Below are 16596 nucleotides of genomic sequence, written 5' to 3'. Positions count from 1 at the left end.
GCTTTGCATTTCCGGTCAGCAGCAGGCTATAATGGGGGAAATTATTGGAAGGATGCGTAAGCGCTCATGAAAATAGATATTATTGGAGCGGGATCAATAGGACTGCTGCTGGCAGGCAGACTGATCCATGCCGGACAAGACGTCAGATTATGGTGCAGGAGTAAAGAACAGGCCGATGCTCTCAATAAAGACGGATTAACGGTCAGCTCCCGGGACAGGGCTGCACCCATCGTTATTCCGGGAACGGCGTTTTTTGCTTCCTCCGCAAATGCCTTTGCCGATACTTATCTGCATGAGCCCGGAGACTGGGTGGCACTTACACTCAAACAGGAGGCTCTTCATCAGGAGCTGCCGAAAATACTGGCTCCTTTGTATAGCAGAAGCATGAATGTTGTCTGCTTTCAAAACGGGTACGGCCATCTTCAGAAGCTCCGGCAGCTGCTGCCGAATGCCTTAGTGTGGGCTGCAGTGACTACTGATGGAGCCAAGAGAGAAACTTCTACGGAAGTAATTCATACCGGAAGAGGAGAAATATACATAGGGCAGGAAGACGATGGTCATACTAATACTGAAACGGACGGGCTGTCATACACAGCTGCAAGAAGTTTTACGGATGCCCTCCTGGCAGCAGGATTTTCCGCCTCTATGTCGAACAAAGTGAATACCCTGATTTACCGGAAGCTCTTGATCAATGCTGTGATCAATCCGCTGACCGCGGTGTGGCGCATACAGAACGGCGGGCTGTTGGCCTCCGGGCAGCGGGTGCAGCTGATGAAGGAATTGTATGCCGAAGCAGTTGCCGTTTATGATGCCTGCGGAATTGCCTATGAAGAAGATGCCTGGGAGCATATCCTTGAAGTATGCCGGGCTACATCGGACAATATCTCCTCCATGCTGGCCGATGTACTTGCCTCAAGGGAGACGGAAATCCGCTGGATTAACGGCAGTATTGTGGAGATGGCTGAGCGCCGGGGAATTCAGGTTCCACTGCACCGCTGGATTTGCCAGCTTGTCGAAGGCATGAGTGCGAGAGAGAGGTGACGCTGTTTGGAGCTGCTGCAAAATTCATTTGTCACATTGGGTGTCATTCCGGTTGTTCCTTTTTTAATTGTCTATTTCATCGGAATCGGGCTCAGGAAGGATAAGAAAAAGACTTTGCTGCTGGCAATGGATGTGACGACTTTATTTTTATTGCTTTCGGTTTCGGCATTATTTAATCTTCTCTTCAATGCTAAATTCGGGTTTTATTTTATACTGCTTATTGTATTAATATCCGCCGGACTGATTGGCGGAGCCCAGAACCGGATCAAAGGGAAGGTGGATGGAAGGCGGCTATTCCGGGCGGTTTGGCGGCTGGCGTTCTTTTTTTTGGGTGTTCTTTATGTACTTTTTTTGTTCATTGTCCTTATTCAATACATATCACAAGCGATGTAATGTTCCACTGCTCCGGTGAAGCGTCACTGTCACAAAATTTTTAAGTTTTAAAAAAAATGTGTTTTCAGAAAATATTGCTCTAGATTTTTTTGACCACTGGTTGTATAATCATAAACCATATACCACATTCTATTTAGGGGGAACTGCTAGATGAAAAAGAGTAAAAGTCTTTTGCTCATGATTGCATTGGTTCTCGTAATCGGCACAGTGCTTGCCGGCTGCGGCGGTAACAACAATGCAAGCAGCGGCAACAACACAGCGGCGACTAATGCGCCGAGTGACAATGCAGGCACGAACACAGGTAACACTGGTGAAGAGAAGTTGGCTGCTGACCAGACGCTTAAAATTAATTTGAGCTCTGAGCCTCCTACTTTTGATCCGCAACAAGCTCAAGATAGCACATCTAATGCTATTCTGAAATTGATGTATGAAGGACTTACCCGTCAAAATGCAGAAACAGGACAAGCTGAAGAAGGCGTTGCAGAATCCTGGGATATTTCCGCTGACGGCCTCGTGTACACTTTCCATCTTCGTGATTCCAAATGGAGCAACGGTGACGCTGTAACTGCTAACGACTTCGCTTTCGCATGGCAACGCGTCCTTGATCCAAATGCTGAACAAGCAGCCCCTTATGCTTACCAGTTGTACTACATTAAAGGCGCTGAAGATTTCAACACTGGTAAAATCACTGATTTCAGCCAGGTTGGTATTAAAGTAATCGATGAAAAAACGCTTGAAGTAACTCTGGCTAACCCAACACCTTATTTCCTGGGTCTGCTGTCTTTCTATACGTACTATCCAGTACACAGCTCTGTTAAGGACAATGCTAAATGGGCAACTGCAGTGGATACACAAATCACTAACGGTCCTTTCACATTGACTGAATGGACTACTGGTCAATCCTTGGCAGTAACTAAGAATCCATCTTACTACGCTGCTGATGATATCAAAGCACAACAAATCAACTTCTCCATCGTAAACAGTGGCGCAACTGAGCTGCTCAGCTACAAGAACGGTGAGCTTGACCGTGCAGGCGGTCCAATTGGTGAAATTCCAACTGAACAGCTGCCAATCGTTGAAAAAGAACTTCCTAACGAATTTGCAAGAAAAGGTATCGCGAGCGTTTACTACTACCAGTTCAACGTAACCGAAAAACCTTTCACTAATGCTAAGATCCGTAAAGCATTGGCAATGGCGATTGAGCGTCAGCCAATTATCGATAACATCACTCTGGGTGGACAACTGCCGGCATTCGGCTTCGTACCTCCAGGTATCCAAAGTAATGAACAGGAATACCGTGCTCAAGTTGCTGATTCCCAATACTTCACTGAAGATCTTACAGAAGCTAAGAAATTGCTTGATGAAGGTCTGAAAGAAGAAGGTTTGGATAAACTTGAATTCACAGTTACCTACAACACAAGTGAAGGCCACCAGAAAATTGCTGTAGCCATCGCTGACCAATGGAAAAAAGCTCTCGGCGTTGAAGTTAAGCTGGAAAACAAAGAGTGGGGTGTCTTCATCGAAGACAGACACAACCTGAACTACCAAGTAGCACGTGCCGGCTGGTCCGCGGATTACAATGATCCAATGACTTACCTGGATATGTGGGTAACTGGCGGCGGTAATAACGATAGCGGTTATTCCAATGCTGACTACGATAAACTGATCCAAGAAGCTAAGACTTCTGCAGACAATGCAGTTCGTCAAGAGAAGTTCGCAGCTGCTGAAAAAATCCTGATGGATGACATGGTTGTCATTCCAATCTACTACTACACAAACAACTCCCTGACTAAAGAGTACCTCAAAGGTGTTACTCTCGACTTCAGTGGTGCAATCGATCTGTCCCGTGCTTATCTTCTCGAGCACTAGGATAAATTAAATTAACCTAATACAGTAATATAATAGTCTGAAGTTCTTATATTACTTCGGGATATATATGTGGAATTCCATATATATCCCTTTTTTTTGTATAAGGTACTAAGTGTGATTATTTGGAAAAAATGGATATTTGGTCAAATAGACAAATCGATGTTTTTTCCTTACAATAGGTAAGTAAAAAAATGTCGAAGGAGGTGATGACGGGCATGTTTCGTTATATTTTCAACAGATTTCTCCACATGGTTGTTTCGCTGTTTGTATTGATTTCTGCAACCTTTTTCCTAATGAAAGCAATTCCGGGCGATCCGTTTACATCCGAGAAAAAAATTCCTGAACAAATTCTGCAGCGCTTGTATGCGCAGTATAATTTGGACAAGCCCGTCTTGGAGCAGTACGTGCTTTACCTGAAAAACATTCTGAAGGGTGACCTGGGCATTTCAATGAAAATGCTGAATCAGGATGTAACCCACATTATCGGACAGACCTTCTCCTCATCACTTAAGCTTGGGGTTGTTGCTATTATTGTAGCAATAATTGTAGGTGTAGCATTGGGGATGCTTGCGGCGCTGTATCACCGGAAGCTGATTGATAATGTCGCTATGGTTTTAGCTGTTCTCGGTATTGCGGTACCGAGCTTTGTTGTGGCTTCATTGCTTCAATATTTGCTGGCTTATCACTGGAAAATATTCCCTGTAATGGGCTTCAAAGGGCCGATGAATTATTTCCTGCCGGTAATGGCACTCACTGCATCCCCGATAGCGGTAATAGCCCGTCTTACCCGTTCCAGTATGCTGGAGGTATTACATTCCGATTATATCAAGACAGCAAAGGCAAAGGGCCTCAGCTGGTTTTCGATTGTATCCCGCCATGTATTGCGTAATGGTATTTTGCCGGTAATCACTTATGTGGGACCAATGACTGCAAACATTATTACCGGATCGGTCGTTATCGAACAAATCTTCGGTATCGGCGGTATTGGTAAACAGTTCGTTCAAGCTATTAATACCCGTGATTATCCGATTATTATGGGGATCACCATTTTCTACGGCGTCATTTTGATGGTTGCACGTTTCCTTACGGACGTTGCTTATGTTGCCATTGATCCGCGAATCAAACTTGCTGGCAGAAAGGGGGACTAACGTTGGCTGTTAATGACAATATGGTTAAACAGGTTGAACTGAAGCCTGAGGACTTTCGTAAAATTGACATTAATGACAAAGAAGCAGAAGTAATTCAGCGTGAAAGCCTTTCCGCCTGGCAGGATGCGTGGGAGCGTCTGCGTCAGAATAAGATGGCAATGACAGCGTTGATTATTATGCTTGTGATTATTATTATGGCCATTGTAGCACCACACCTGGTTCCTTACACGTATGACTCAAATGATCTGATGAGTACGAATAAGCCGCCGTCCCTGGAGCACCTATTCGGTACAGATGATTTCGGACGTGACGTGTTTGTCCGTACCTGGATGGGGGCCCGTATTTCCCTGATCGTTGGTCTTGCCGCTGCATGTATTGACTTGATCTTCGGTGTTATTTACGGCGGTATTATGGGCTTCTTCGGCGGACGTGTCGATACCATAATGAATAAATTCTCCGAAATCCTGTACTCGATCCCTTACTTGCTTGTAGTAATTATGCTGCTCGTAGTATTTGAACCGAGCTTGTGGACTATCATCCTGGCCCTTACAATTACAGGCTGGATCAACATGTCATGGATTGTTCGTGGCGAAATTATGCAGCTGAAGAGCCGTGAATTCATTCTGGCTTCCCGCTCTATGGGGGCTGACTGGAAACGCCTGCTGTTCAAACATCTGCTTCCTAACGCGATGGGGCCTATCATCGTTACCGTTACCCTTTCCGTTCCAAGCGCAATTTTCTCTGAAGCGTTCCTGAGCTTCCTTGGACTGGGTGTACAGGCACCGGTTGCCTCTCTGGGTTCTATGATTAATGACTCGTTGACTGGATGGTTGTACTATCCGTGGCGAATGATTTTCCCGGCGCTGGTAATCAGCTTGACCATGCTTTCCTTTAACATTTTTGGTGATGGACTGCGCGATGCGCTCGACCCTAAGCTGAAAAAATAGCCGGATCAGGAAACGGTCTGTGGAATAAATTTTGAAAGAAATTAAAAGTATTCGCGGTGAAGATATTGGCATGATATTTCAAGACCCGGTGACTTCTTGAACCTGACGATCAATTTGGGCAAACAGATAAACGAAGTTTTGATCTAACATCAGAAAAGTCAGCGGCCGAAGCGAAAAAAGGTATTGAGATTCTTGAAATAGCCGGCATCATTATGCTGAGGCTCGCTTTAACCAATATCCCCACGAATTCTTCAGTGGTATGAGCCAATCATGAATATCATGAATGAACTGCCGCAAAAGAACTAAATGTAGGGCGGGCTGCTGATTTCATTCATCGGTTCCCCCGATCTGATTATGCCGCCGGCGGCTGTCCGTGCTCTGCGCGTTGCAGCTAAGCAATGCATACGGGCAGACGGTTTAGTCCCGGCGTCACGGAATTCAGCGGAACGCATATGGAGCACCGCTGAAATATTCATTCGATGGCCAAGGAGGTGCAGTACGTTTGAGTAAGAACCTTATTGAAGTTGAAGGTCTTAAGAAATATTTTAATGTGGGCAAGGGTAAAGTTCTTAAGGCTGTTGATAATATTAATTTCTCCATCCGTGAAGGCGAAACCCTTGGGATGGTAGGCGAATCCGGTTGCGGTAAAACTACTGCTGGCCGTACGGTTCTCCGTCTGTATGAACCGACTGCCGGAAGCGTGAAATACAATGGTACGGATATTTACAAGCTGTCACCTGGTAAGATGAAAGCTATGCGGCGCGATATGCAGATGATCTTTCAGGATCCGTACGCATCGCTGAACCCGCGCTTTACGATTTCTGATATTATCGGTGAAGCACTGGATATTCACGGCATGGGCGGAAGCCGCGCCGAGCGTAAAAAACGGATTGAAGAGCTGCTGGATATGGTTGGTCTCAATCATGACCATGCTACCCGTTATCCGCATGAATTCTCCGGCGGACAGCGCCAGCGTATCGGGATTGCCCGTGCACTTGCAGTAAATCCTAAATTCATCGTCTGTGACGAGCCGATCTCTGCACTTGACGTGTCGATCCAAGCACAGGTTGTCAACCTGCTTAAAGAGCTGCAGGATCGTCTGGGCTTGACTTATCTGTTTATCGCGCATGACCTGTCCATGGTTAAGCATATCAGTGACCGTGTAGCGGTTATGTACCTGGGCAGAATGGTGGAATTGGCAGAGAGTGAAGAGCTGTATGCCAACCCTCTCCATCCTTACACCAAATCGTTGCTTTCGGCGATTCCTGAGCCGGATCCAGAGGTGGAAGCAAACAAAAAGCGGATTCATTTACAGGGTGAGCTTGGCAGCCCGATATATGCAGCCAGCGAAAAATCAAATGACAGTGACTTTGAGCTTGTTGAAGTTTCCAAAGGCCATTTTGTTGCCAAAGGATTTGCTTAAATCATACAGCTGTACCGATGCAGGCGGGAGCGTTGAGCTCCCGCCTGTTATGCGTCAGACGGATTTCTTTGACGCGCGCCGTTACTTTGGATACAATCATATAGAGTTTATGGACTAGATGTATGTTTACATATATAGCAGACAGAGTAGAACAGGAGGCAATTGCAGATGAATGTAGTACCGGAACCGTTACCGGGCGGGTCTAAGCTCGCACGCGACTATATAGGGCATTATGAAGCAGTGGATAAGCTGTACGGCGGGGATTTCCGAAACGAAATGAGCCGGAGGGAACGGGCAGAATGGCTGGACAGTACAGAGCTTCAGCGTGCCAGCCGCATCGAGGTTACTTCGGTCCTGCGGGGCTATAATCAGCAGCATAATAATTACCCGGAAGTGATGGCGGCATTAGCTCTGCTGGAACAGCCCGGAACACTGGTCATTACAGGAGGACAGCAGAGCGGCCTGTTTACCGGACCGCTCTTTGTTATATATAAGGCGGTAACGGCAATTCTAGCTGCCAAAGAAGCTGCTGCACAGCTTGGGCGGCCTGTGGTCCCGTTATTCTGGATCGCCGGTGAGGATCATGACTGGGATGAGGTTAACCATACTTTTGTATTAAGCAGGACCGGAGAAATTTCCAAACTAAAAGTAGACAAGCCTGAAGGACCGCGGGCTTCAGTCAGCGCGATTACAGTAGGGCCGGATGGCTGGCAACAAGTGACTGAGCTGCTGGACGGTATGCTGCAGGAGAGTGAATTTAAACCGCAGATTATGGAGTTTATCCGCAAATCAGCGGAGACAGCGTGCTGTATGAGCGATGCTTTTGCCAAGCTGATGGGTTCACTGTTCGGCAGATTCGGACTGGTTCTGCTGGATTCTGCAGATCCCGCACTGCGTGCTCTTGAGCGTCCTTTCTTCGCTACATTGATTGAACGGAACGATGAGCTGGAGGTAGCTTATAAGCAGGCTGCAGAGAACATTACAGCTGCCGGTTACGAGCTGCAGGCTGAGGTAACGCCTGGCAACGCGAATCTCTTTTATATCCATGAGGGTGCGCGGCTCCTGCTGCATAAGACAGATGACGGATTCAGTGACCGCAAAGGAACGGTTTCTTTTACTCGGGACGAGCTGCTGTCGGTGCTGAAGGAACATCCCGAGCGGTTCAGCAACAACGTCTTAACCCGCCCGCTGATGCAGAATTATGTTCTGCCGGTGCTGGCCACTGTGCTGGGGCAGGGGGAGATTGCGTATTGGGCAATACCGCATGTGGCGTTTGGCGTTGTAGGAGACCGGATGCCGCTTATTATGCCGCGCATGTCCTTTACGATCATTGAGGGCACACTGCATAAGCATATGAATAAATACGGGCTTTCCTTCAATGATGTGTATGCCGGCCTTGAGGACAGACGCAAGGAATGGCTGGCTGCCCAGGATGAATTGAAGCTTGAATCCCGGTTCAACGAGGTTAAGGAGTCTTTTACAGCGATTTATGAGCCGCTGATTGAACAGCTGGGGACTATTCAGGCCGGGCTGCTCAAGCTGGGCCAGAACAACAAAGAGAAAATTATCGACCAGATTTCCTTTTTACAGACAAAAGCCCAGGATGCAATGGAGAAGCAGAATGAAGCTGCCCTGCGTCAGTGGGAACGGATCGAGCTCTCACTGATGCCTGCGGGCAAGCTGCAGGAGAGAGTATACAACGTGATGTACTACCTGAACCGCTATGGTCTGTCCTGGCTGGATGAGCTGATGGAGATGCCTGCCGACTTCAGTGGAACGCACCGTATATTATATATGTAGGGAAATGAGTGAATCCAACTTTCGGGAGGTTTTCAAATGAGTTCATTGTCGAAGCAAAACAGTATCGTAGCAGATATGTCGCTGGCCCCTGAGGGCCATCTCAAAATCGACTGGGTACGCCAGCATATGCCGGTTCTGAACCGTATCCGTGAGCAATTCGAAGCTGAGCAGCCGTTCAAGGGGCTGAAGGTGTCGATTACGCTGCATCTGGAAGCAAAGACAGCATATCTTGCAAAGGTAGTCCAGGCCGGCGGCGCTGAAGTGACAATTACCGGCTCCAATCCCCTTTCTACGCAGGATGATGTCTGTGCAGCGCTTGTCGAAGACGGAATTACAGTATTCGCCAAATATAATCCGACTCCGGAGGAATTCAAGGCTCTGAACATCAGAGCGCTGGAAAGCAAGCCGGATCTGATTATTGATGACGGCGGCGATTTCGCAACACTGCTGCACTCGGAGCGCCCGGATCTGATGGAGAATATCCGCGGCGGTGCAGAAGAGACAACTACGGGCATCATCCGTCTTAAGGCGCTGCAGAAGCAGGGTATCCTGAAGTTCCCGATGGTAGCTGTTAATGATGCCTACTGCAAGTATTTGTTCGATAACCGTTATGGCACAGGCCAGTCAGCCTGGGACGGCATTGTCCGCACAACCAACCTGATTGTAGCCGGCAAAACGGTGGTTGTAGTCGGATACGGCTGGTGCGGTAAAGGTGTAGCCATGCGTGCCAAGGGTCTCGGAGCGAATGTAATTGTAACAGAAGTAGATGCGATCAAGGCTGTTGAAGCGCATATGGACGGATTCCAGGTCATGCCAATGCTGGAAGCAGCCAAGCATGGGGATTTCTTCGTTACCGTAACCGGTAACCGTTATGTCATCCGCGGTGAGCACTATGATGTGATGAAGGATGGAGCGATTCTTTGCAACGCCGGGCATTTCGATGTGGAAGTGAACAAGCCTGAATTGTCCGAGCGTTCCGTATCCCAGCGTACAGTGCGTAAAAATATCGAAGAATATAAGCTCAAGGACGGACGCAAGCTTTATCTGCTGGCTGAAGGCAGACTGGTTAATCTCGGCGCGGCGGACGGTCACCCGGCAGAAATTATGGATACGACTTTTGCCCTGCAGGCACTGTCGCTCAAATATGTAAACGACAATTACAAAAACATCGGTGTCAAAGTGGAAAATGTTCCTTACGAGCTGGATGAGCAGGTAGCCCGCTACAAGCTGGAGAGCCTGGGAATTTCGATTGACAGCCTGACTCCTGCTCAAGTTGAATATCTCGACAGCTGGAATCTGAATGATTAATTAAATGGTGTGAGGATCTGTAAAATGCCCGGAAGCCATTACAGCGGCCCGGGTATTTTGCTGTCTGATGGACAATATGCGCCGGTAAGCTGTTAAAGTCAGTCTGCCGCTTTTGTATTTCCCCGATAGATATACCCATGCTGTTTCTCCTGTATTTATCCGTCTTAAGTCCGGGTTTATTCGGAATCATGATAATATGTACCCCCTTTTATGCGGAAATACACTTTTATTCGTTACTGATTTGAAATTATTTAAGAAAAAAGGCCGAATAATACTGCAAAGAATTGTAGAAATGATGACTTGACAAATAAGAAAAAATTACCTCGGCTATGAAAAAGGGTTTTGATTTTTAATAGCGAATCTATTATGCTTAGGTGGTGTAAAGTGGGGCAAAGTGGGGAATCGGTAACAAGGAGTGGGTAAACCGATGTTTATGGGGGAGTTCCAGCATAGCATTGACGACAAGGGCCGGATCATTATCCCGGCTAAATTCCGTGAATTGCTCGGTGCCTCATTCGTCGCGACCCGCGGCCTCGATTCCTGCATATTTGTTTATCCCATGGAAGAATGGGGAATCATGGAGCAAAAGCTCAAAAGCCTTTCACTGATGAAATCGGATGCCCGTGCCTTCAGCCGCTTCTTTTTCTCGGGAGCGACGGAATGTGTATGGGACAAGCAAGGCAGGGTTAATCTGCCGGGGAATTTGCGGCAATATGCCAAGCTGGAAAAGGACTGTGTTATTCTGGGCGTTTCGAACCGGGTGGAAATCTGGAACAAAGAGCTATGGGAACAGTACTTCGAACAATCAGAGGAATCGTTCAACGAAATTGCCGAGAAATTGGTTGATTTCAATTTTGACTTATAACACACGTACACAATTCGAATACTGCCCTGGAGGGATGCAGCTTGTTTCACCACATCACGGTGCTTAAGGAAGAAGCGACAGAGGGGCTGCACATCAAAGAGGATGGCATATATGTCGACTGCACACTTGGAGGAGCCGGACACAGTTCTCTGATAGCGTCCAAGCTTAGCGGCAACGGCCGGCTGATCTGTCTGGATCAGGACGACTGGGCTCTTGAGAATGCTAAGGAACGGCTGGCAGCATACGGGGAGAAAGTGGTGCTTGTTAAGACCAACTTCCGTGACCTTGAACAGGTCTTGAAGAGTCTCCCTTTTGTTCCGCAAAAGGACGGCGTTCCGCAGGTAGACGGCATACTGTATGATCTAGGCGTATCTTCGCCCCAGTTTGACGAAGGGGAGCGGGGATTCAGCTATAATCATGATGCCCCGCTTGATATGCGGATGGACCAGTCCGCAGAGCTGACAGCAGCCGAAATTATCAACACATGGCCTGAGCAGGAAATTGCCCGGGTGCTTTTCCAGTATGGGGAAGAGAAATTCTCACGGCGGATTGCCCGGAAGATTGTGGAAAGACGCGAGGAACAGCCGGTTACAGGTACCGGCGAGCTGGCGGAGCTGATCAAGGAAGGAATTCCGGCAGCGGCGCGCAGAACAGGCGGACATCCGGCAAAACGCAGCTTTCAGGCCCTTAGAATTGCCGTAAATGACGAGCTGGGCGCTTTTGAAGAAGGTCTGCATGCAGCTGTACGCTGTCTCGCGCCTGAAGGAAGAGTCTCTGTTATTACGTTCCATTCGCTGGAGGACAGGATCTGCAAGCAGATTTTCAGCAGCTATTTAAGCAGATGCACTTGCCCGCCTGACTTTCCGTTTTGCGTATGCGGCGCTGAAGGCACCTTAAAGCTGGTTAACCGTAAGCCGCTGGTGCCTTCCGAGGAAGAGCTTGAGCAGAACCCGCGTGCCCGTTCAGCAAAACTGCGCGTTGCAGAGAAGTTATAAAACGACGATAAAGGAGAGTCAGAGAGATGGCCTATACCCGCGGCAATTTAGCAGTTCAACCTAAGAGAAAACAAGAGGTAAACCCGCTTTACCGCGAGAAGACGAAAGTCGTCACCAGACGGATGGTGCTGCCGACGCAGGAAAAGCTGATTTATATGCTGACGCTGGCGGCTTTTGTACTGGTGGCTGTCGCCCTGATTTGGCGTTACGTCCATATTTATGATTTGAATTTGCAGGCTCAAAAGCTGGACAGCACCATTGCAGAGACACAGAAACAAATTGCCACCTATCAGATGGAAAAGCAGACGCTGGAACAGCTGGTTGCCGAGAAAGCCAAGAAGCTGGGCTATATCCAGCCTCCGGAAGACTCTGCAATCTATGTGTCTGCAAACGGTAAGGCAGCTGACGAAAACGACAATTAGCGGTCCTGGTGAGGCTGCAATAATAGAGTTTGTGAGGTTACCTTATGGTCAAGAGAATAAAACTTCGCACGCTGTTTATAGGAGGGTGTATTACCCTCTTTTTTCTTGTTTTAGTCGTCCGGGTATTCTGGATTCAGGTCATGCAGAATGATTTTTGGCATGAAAAGGCCGTTAACCTGTGGGCACATACCTCGGTTATCAAAGCGAAGCGTGGTACCATTGAAGACCGTAACGGTAGTGTTCTGGCCAGTGATGTGCCGGCGTATACAGTCGTTGTAAACCCTCAGGTCATCGCTGAAAAGGGAATCGGGGAAGAGGTCATCAAGGGACTCCATGACCTGCTGGGCAAGCCGGAGGCTGAGCTGAAGAAATTGGTGGAGGCCAAGGATGACAGCGGCAATTACCTGAAGAACCGCGAAATCCGCAATGAAGGCTGGAAAATTGATAAAGAGCTCGCGGATAAAGTGAAAGAGTTCAATAAAGAGCTGGAGGAGAAACATAACACACTCGAAACCGGAATCGGTCTGATTACGGAGCAGAAGCGCTATTATCCCAAAGGTACTCTTGCTGCGCATATTTTGGGATATACGAACCGTGACGGCGAAGCCATCATGGGGCTGGAAAGTTATTTTAACAAACAGCTTCAGGGGACTAACGGAAAGCTCTACTATCAGAGTGACGGCAAAGGGATCAAACTGCCGGACTCCCAGGATACCTATCAGCCTGCAGTTAACGGAACCAATATCAAGCTGACTATTGACAGTACAATTCAGCGTTACATTGAAGAAGCCATGCAGAAGGCATATGACCAGTACAAGCCCAAGAGTATAACGGTTATTGCCGCTGATCCAAATACGATGGAAATTCTCGGTCTGGCCAATATGCCGACCTTTAATCCTAATGAATTCTGGAAGTATGCCTCTGATCCCGGAGTATTTTTTAACCATGCCATCAAAACTAGATTTGAGCCTGGCTCCACCTTCAAGATTGTAACGCTTGCCGGAGCGGTGGAGGAGAATTTGTTCGATCCAGATGCAACCTTTAAGTCCGGTTCTATCCGTATTAAGGGATACGGAAAGCCGCTGTACGACCAGAATAGAAGCGGTTATGGGGAAATCTCCTTTTTGGAAGGCGTGAAGCGTTCAAGTAACGTTGCCTTCGTCAAGCTCGGGTATGAAATGCTTGGTCCGGAGAGACTGCTGCAATACGTTGATGATTTCGGATTTAACAGTCCTACTGGTATTGATCTGCCAGGTGAAATCAGTGGACTTGTTAATCCGACACCGAACAATGCTTCAGAAAACGCGACGATCGCATACGGGCACGGCAAGGTACAGGTGACTCCGATTCAGCAGCTTACTGCCATGTCGGCCATCGCCAACGGCGGTAAACTGATGGTGCCTCACGTAATTAAGGAGACTACCGATCCCAACACCGGCAAAACTACAGTAACCCAGCCGCAGGTGGTACGCCAGGTTATTTCCGAGGAAAGTGCCAGGGAAACCGGCAGCTATCTGGAGCAGGTAGTTGCAGACCTGGACCATGGAACCGGACGCCATGCCTACATTGAGGGCTACCGAGTGGCGGGCAAGACCGGTACTGCAATTAAGCCTGACGGTAAGGGCGGGTATGACCGCGACAAAGTGCGTTCTTCCTTCCTCGGCTACGCACCGGCTAACAACCCGAAGATTGCCGTCTATGTTGTCATTGATGAGCCTGCTGATGCTGTCGGCGGTGGTGCTGCTGCAGGTCCGGTGTTCAAAGAGATTGTATCCGAGGCATTGCCTTATATGGGGGTTCCTAAAGTTACAACCGACGATGGAAGCAGTGCCTCTGTAACCGGCAAAACTACATCTTCTGTTCAGCGCTCCGCGCCTGATCTGACAGGTAAAACGATGCAGGAAGCCAGAAAATTTCTGATAGATCAGGGCTTTGATTTCGAAACGGTCGGTAGCGGCAGCAGTGTCGTCAGCCAGTATCCGGAAGCAGAGACGCTGCTCGCTGCGGGGCAGAGAATCTATTTGTTAAGCCAGAAAAGCGATCAGGCCTCTATTCCTGATCTTAAAGGACAGTCGCTGCGGGATGCGCTCGAGGTGCTCAATCTGTTGAAGGTAGGTATTTCAGTAGAGGGTGAAGGATATGTTACCGAGCAGACGGAAACCACTTCAAACGGCAAAAAGCTGGTACAGCTGAAGCTGAGTCCGATCAATGAATACGGTGAAGATATTCCGGTATCTACAGCGGAAGAAGAAACAGCGGATGTCGGAGATACAGGCGGCTAAAAATTCATTACAAATTCAGCCTAATGGATATCTCACTTTGCCCGCAAATGAGGCTTGTTCTAACCCCTGTTTGTCCCGAATAGTCATGAAGATAAGAGATCATGTCTATCATGTCTATTACGAGGGAAAGCGGGGGAACGCGGTATGAAGGTTTCTAAGGTTGTAACCCGGCGGAGAATGCTGTGGACACTGCTGGGACTGGCTGTGTTATTCGGTTCACTGGCTGTACGTCTTGCCTATGTGCAGCTCTATCAGGGCGAGAAGCTGAGCGCCAAGGCGGAAGAGTCGTGGCGCCGCAATATTCCTTATACCGCCAAGCGCGGAGAGATACTGGACCGTGAAGGTGTGGCACTGGCTTATAATGTCAGCTCGCCTACGGTTTATGCCGTTCCCGTGCAGGTTAAGGATAAGCAGAAGACAGCACAGCAGCTGGCTCCGCTCCTTGGCATGACTGAAGAGAAGCTGGTCACTTTGATGTCCAAACGTGAGTCATCGGTTAAGCTACAGCCCGGCGGCCGCAAAATTACGATGGAGCTTGCCGCGAGCATCCGTGATTTGCAGCTGCCGGGCATCGTTGTGGCTGAGGACAACAAACGGTACTATCCTTATGGTGATCTGGCAGCACATATTCTCGGGTTTACCGGAATCGATAACCAGGGGATTACGGGCATAGAGAGCATTTATGATAAGCTGCTCAAGGGTATTGCAGGTAATGTCTCCTATCTGTCCGATGCAGGAGGGAGGCTGATGCCGGGCTCCTCCGAGAAATATAATGAACCCCAGGAGGGGCTCAGCCTGCAGCTGACCATAGATAAGCAGATCCAGTCGATTATGGAGCGTGAGCTGGATCAGGCGATGGTGAAGTATCAGGCCCAGGGTGCATGGTCGATTGCAATGAACCCCAAAAACGGCGAGATACTGGCAATGGCCAGCCGGCCGGGCTATGAGCCGGGCGCTTACAAGGAATATGATGCTGAGGTTTATAACCGCAACCTGCCTATCTGGATGACTTATGAACCGGGGTCCACCTTCAAGATCATTACACTTGCAGCCGCGCTGGAGGAGAACAAGGTGGATTTGCAGAATGAGCGTTTTTTTGATCCGGGCTATGCCGAGGTCGGGGGCGCCAGACTCCGCTGCTGGAAAAAGGGCGGGCACGGCAGCCAGACCTTTCTTGAAGTGGTCGAGAATTCCTGCAACCCCGGGTTTGTCGCCCTGGGCCAGCGGCTCGGCAAGGAGACGCTGTTCAAATATATCCGTGATTTCGGGTTCGGCACGAAAACAGGTATAGATTTGAACGGAGAGGCCAGCGGTATTTTGTTCAAGCTGTCCCAGGTTGGACCGGTGGAGCTTGCCACCACCGCTTTCGGCCAAGGCGTCTCGGTAACGCCGATTCAGCAGATTGCTGCGGTATCAGCAGCGATTAACGGCGGCAAGCTGTATACCCCGCATGTGGCCAAGGCCTGGATCAATCCGGAGACGGGCGAGACTGTATCCGAGGTTCAGCCCAAGGAAGTCCGGCAGGTCATTTCGGAGGAAACTTCGAAGAAGGTGCGGGCTGCCCTTGAGAGCGTGGTTGCCAAAGGCACCGGCCGGCCGGCTTTTATTGACGGCTACCGGGTGGGAGGCAAAACAGGGACGGCACAAAAGGTAGTTAACGGCCGCTATTCTCCGACCGAGCACATCGTTTCATTCATCGGCTTTGCTCCTGCGGATGATCCGCAGATTGTAGTTTACACTGCGGTTGATAATCCAAAGGGAATACAGTTCGGGGGGGTTGTAGCTGCTCCGATCGTACAGAACATACTGGAGGATTCCCTGCATTATCTGAATGTTCCTGAACGAACAGACCAGCTTCCCAAAACCTATAAATTAGGTGAAACTCCGATTGTTACCGTTCCCGATCTAACAGGAGCTACAGTCCAGGACATTTACGAGGACCTGAACATGAACTTTACGTTAGCCCGTTCAGGCACCGGCAACACTGTCATTAATCAGGCTCCGAAAGCCGGAGCGAGGGTTGAACAAGGCTCAACTATCAGGATTTATATGGGGAATTCCAGTCAATGATAGAGGTAGGGCCAGTCTTCTTATCCGAAATTG

At 48.7% G+C, this 16596-nt stretch carries 13 protein-coding genes; all 13 read left to right on the top strand.

Annotated elements, in window-relative coordinates; translation table 11 throughout:
• Positions 1 to 66 precede the first annotated feature (66 nt).
• The 13 genes from BLR64_RS03575 (at position 67) to BLR64_RS03515 (ending at position 16563) form a co-directional block, all read left to right on the top strand.
• Positions 67 to 1041 (top strand): ketopantoate reductase family protein, encoded by a 975-nt coding sequence (locus BLR64_RS03575; RefSeq protein ID WP_090712292.1) that lies wholly within the window; start codon positions 67 to 69, stop codon positions 1039 to 1041.
• 6 nt (positions 1042 to 1047) lie between these two features.
• Entirely contained in the window at positions 1048 to 1434 is a 387-nt protein-coding gene (locus BLR64_RS03570; protein WP_090712291.1) for a DUF3397 domain-containing protein, read from the top strand.
• Positions 1435 to 1584: 150 nt separating this feature from the next.
• A complete protein-coding gene (locus BLR64_RS03565) occupies positions 1585 to 3303 on the top strand; it encodes a peptide ABC transporter substrate-binding protein (RefSeq protein WP_090712288.1) in 1719 nt (572 codons plus the stop codon).
• A 215-nt stretch (positions 3304 to 3518) separates the two neighbouring features.
• Positions 3519 to 4451, top strand: coding sequence for an ABC transporter permease (locus BLR64_RS03560; RefSeq protein ID WP_068726379.1), 933 nt, complete (start codon positions 3519 to 3521; stop codon positions 4449 to 4451).
• A gap of 2 nt (positions 4452 to 4453) precedes the next feature.
• A complete protein-coding gene (locus tag BLR64_RS03555) occupies positions 4454 to 5398 on the top strand; it encodes an ABC transporter permease (RefSeq protein ID WP_277471108.1) in 945 nt (314 codons plus the stop codon).
• A 502-nt stretch (positions 5399 to 5900) separates the two neighbouring features.
• Positions 5901 to 6821 (top strand): ABC transporter ATP-binding protein, encoded by a 921-nt coding sequence (locus BLR64_RS03550; protein WP_090712287.1) that lies wholly within the window; start codon positions 5901 to 5903, stop codon positions 6819 to 6821.
• A gap of 168 nt (positions 6822 to 6989) precedes the next feature.
• On the top strand, positions 6990 to 8621 hold the full coding sequence (bshC, locus tag BLR64_RS03545; RefSeq protein ID WP_090712285.1) for a bacillithiol biosynthesis cysteine-adding enzyme BshC: 1632 nt from the start codon (positions 6990 to 6992) through the stop codon (positions 8619 to 8621).
• A gap of 36 nt (positions 8622 to 8657) precedes the next feature.
• Positions 8658 to 9929, top strand: a complete 1272-nt coding sequence (locus BLR64_RS03540; RefSeq protein ID WP_090712283.1) for an adenosylhomocysteinase — start codon at positions 8658 to 8660, stop codon at positions 9927 to 9929.
• Between the two features lie 427 nt (positions 9930 to 10356).
• The gene (mraZ, locus tag BLR64_RS03535) at positions 10357 to 10794 is read left to right on the top strand and encodes a division/cell wall cluster transcriptional repressor MraZ (protein ID WP_068726372.1); all 438 of its coding nucleotides are present in this window, start codon (positions 10357 to 10359) and stop codon (positions 10792 to 10794) included.
• 41 nt (positions 10795 to 10835) lie between these two features.
• Entirely contained in the window at positions 10836 to 11789 is a 954-nt protein-coding gene (rsmH, locus tag BLR64_RS03530) for a 16S rRNA (cytosine(1402)-N(4))-methyltransferase RsmH (RefSeq protein ID WP_090712281.1), read from the top strand.
• Positions 11790 to 11815: 26 nt separating this feature from the next.
• The gene (locus tag BLR64_RS03525) at positions 11816 to 12211 is read left to right on the top strand and encodes a hypothetical protein (protein ID WP_090712279.1); all 396 of its coding nucleotides are present in this window, start codon (positions 11816 to 11818) and stop codon (positions 12209 to 12211) included.
• 44 nt (positions 12212 to 12255) lie between these two features.
• Positions 12256 to 14493 (top strand): penicillin-binding transpeptidase domain-containing protein, encoded by a 2238-nt coding sequence (locus tag BLR64_RS03520; protein WP_090712277.1) that lies wholly within the window; start codon positions 12256 to 12258, stop codon positions 14491 to 14493.
• Between the two features lie 144 nt (positions 14494 to 14637).
• The gene (locus tag BLR64_RS03515; protein ID WP_090712275.1) at positions 14638 to 16563 is read left to right on the top strand and encodes a stage V sporulation protein D; all 1926 of its coding nucleotides are present in this window, start codon (positions 14638 to 14640) and stop codon (positions 16561 to 16563) included.
• Positions 16564 to 16596: the final 33 nt, after the last annotated feature.

It is taken from the genome of Paenibacillus typhae (assembly GCF_900099765.1).
GTDB classification, from domain to species: Bacteria; Bacillota; Bacilli; order Paenibacillales; family Paenibacillaceae; genus Paenibacillus_AQ; species Paenibacillus_AQ typhae.
This window is presented reverse-complemented; position numbering and strand designations above follow the sequence as displayed.

Bases quoted from the DNA above. Each gene is read 5' to 3' on its own strand.
- BLR64_RS03575 (WP_090712292.1), top strand. From the start codon at position 67: ATGAAAATAGATATTATTGGAGCGGGATCAATAGGACTGCTGCTGGCA.
- BLR64_RS03565 (WP_090712288.1), top strand. From the start codon at position 1,585: ATGAAAAAGAGTAAAAGTCTTTTGCTCATGATTGCATTGGTTCTCGTA.
- BLR64_RS03560 (WP_068726379.1), top strand. From the start codon at position 3,519: ATGTTTCGTTATATTTTCAACAGATTTCTCCACATGGTTGTTTCGCTG.
- bshC (WP_090712285.1), top strand. From the start codon at position 6,990: ATGAATGTAGTACCGGAACCGTTACCGGGCGGGTCTAAGCTCGCACGC.
- BLR64_RS03540 (WP_090712283.1), top strand. From the start codon at position 8,658: ATGAGTTCATTGTCGAAGCAAAACAGTATCGTAGCAGATATGTCGCTG.
- mraZ (WP_068726372.1), top strand. From the start codon at position 10,357: ATGTTTATGGGGGAGTTCCAGCATAGCATTGACGACAAGGGCCGGATC.
- BLR64_RS03525 (WP_090712279.1), top strand. From the start codon at position 11,816: ATGGCCTATACCCGCGGCAATTTAGCAGTTCAACCTAAGAGAAAACAA.
- BLR64_RS03520 (WP_090712277.1), top strand. From the start codon at position 12,256: ATGGTCAAGAGAATAAAACTTCGCACGCTGTTTATAGGAGGGTGTATT.
- BLR64_RS03515 (WP_090712275.1), top strand. From the start codon at position 14,638: ATGAAGGTTTCTAAGGTTGTAACCCGGCGGAGAATGCTGTGGACACTG.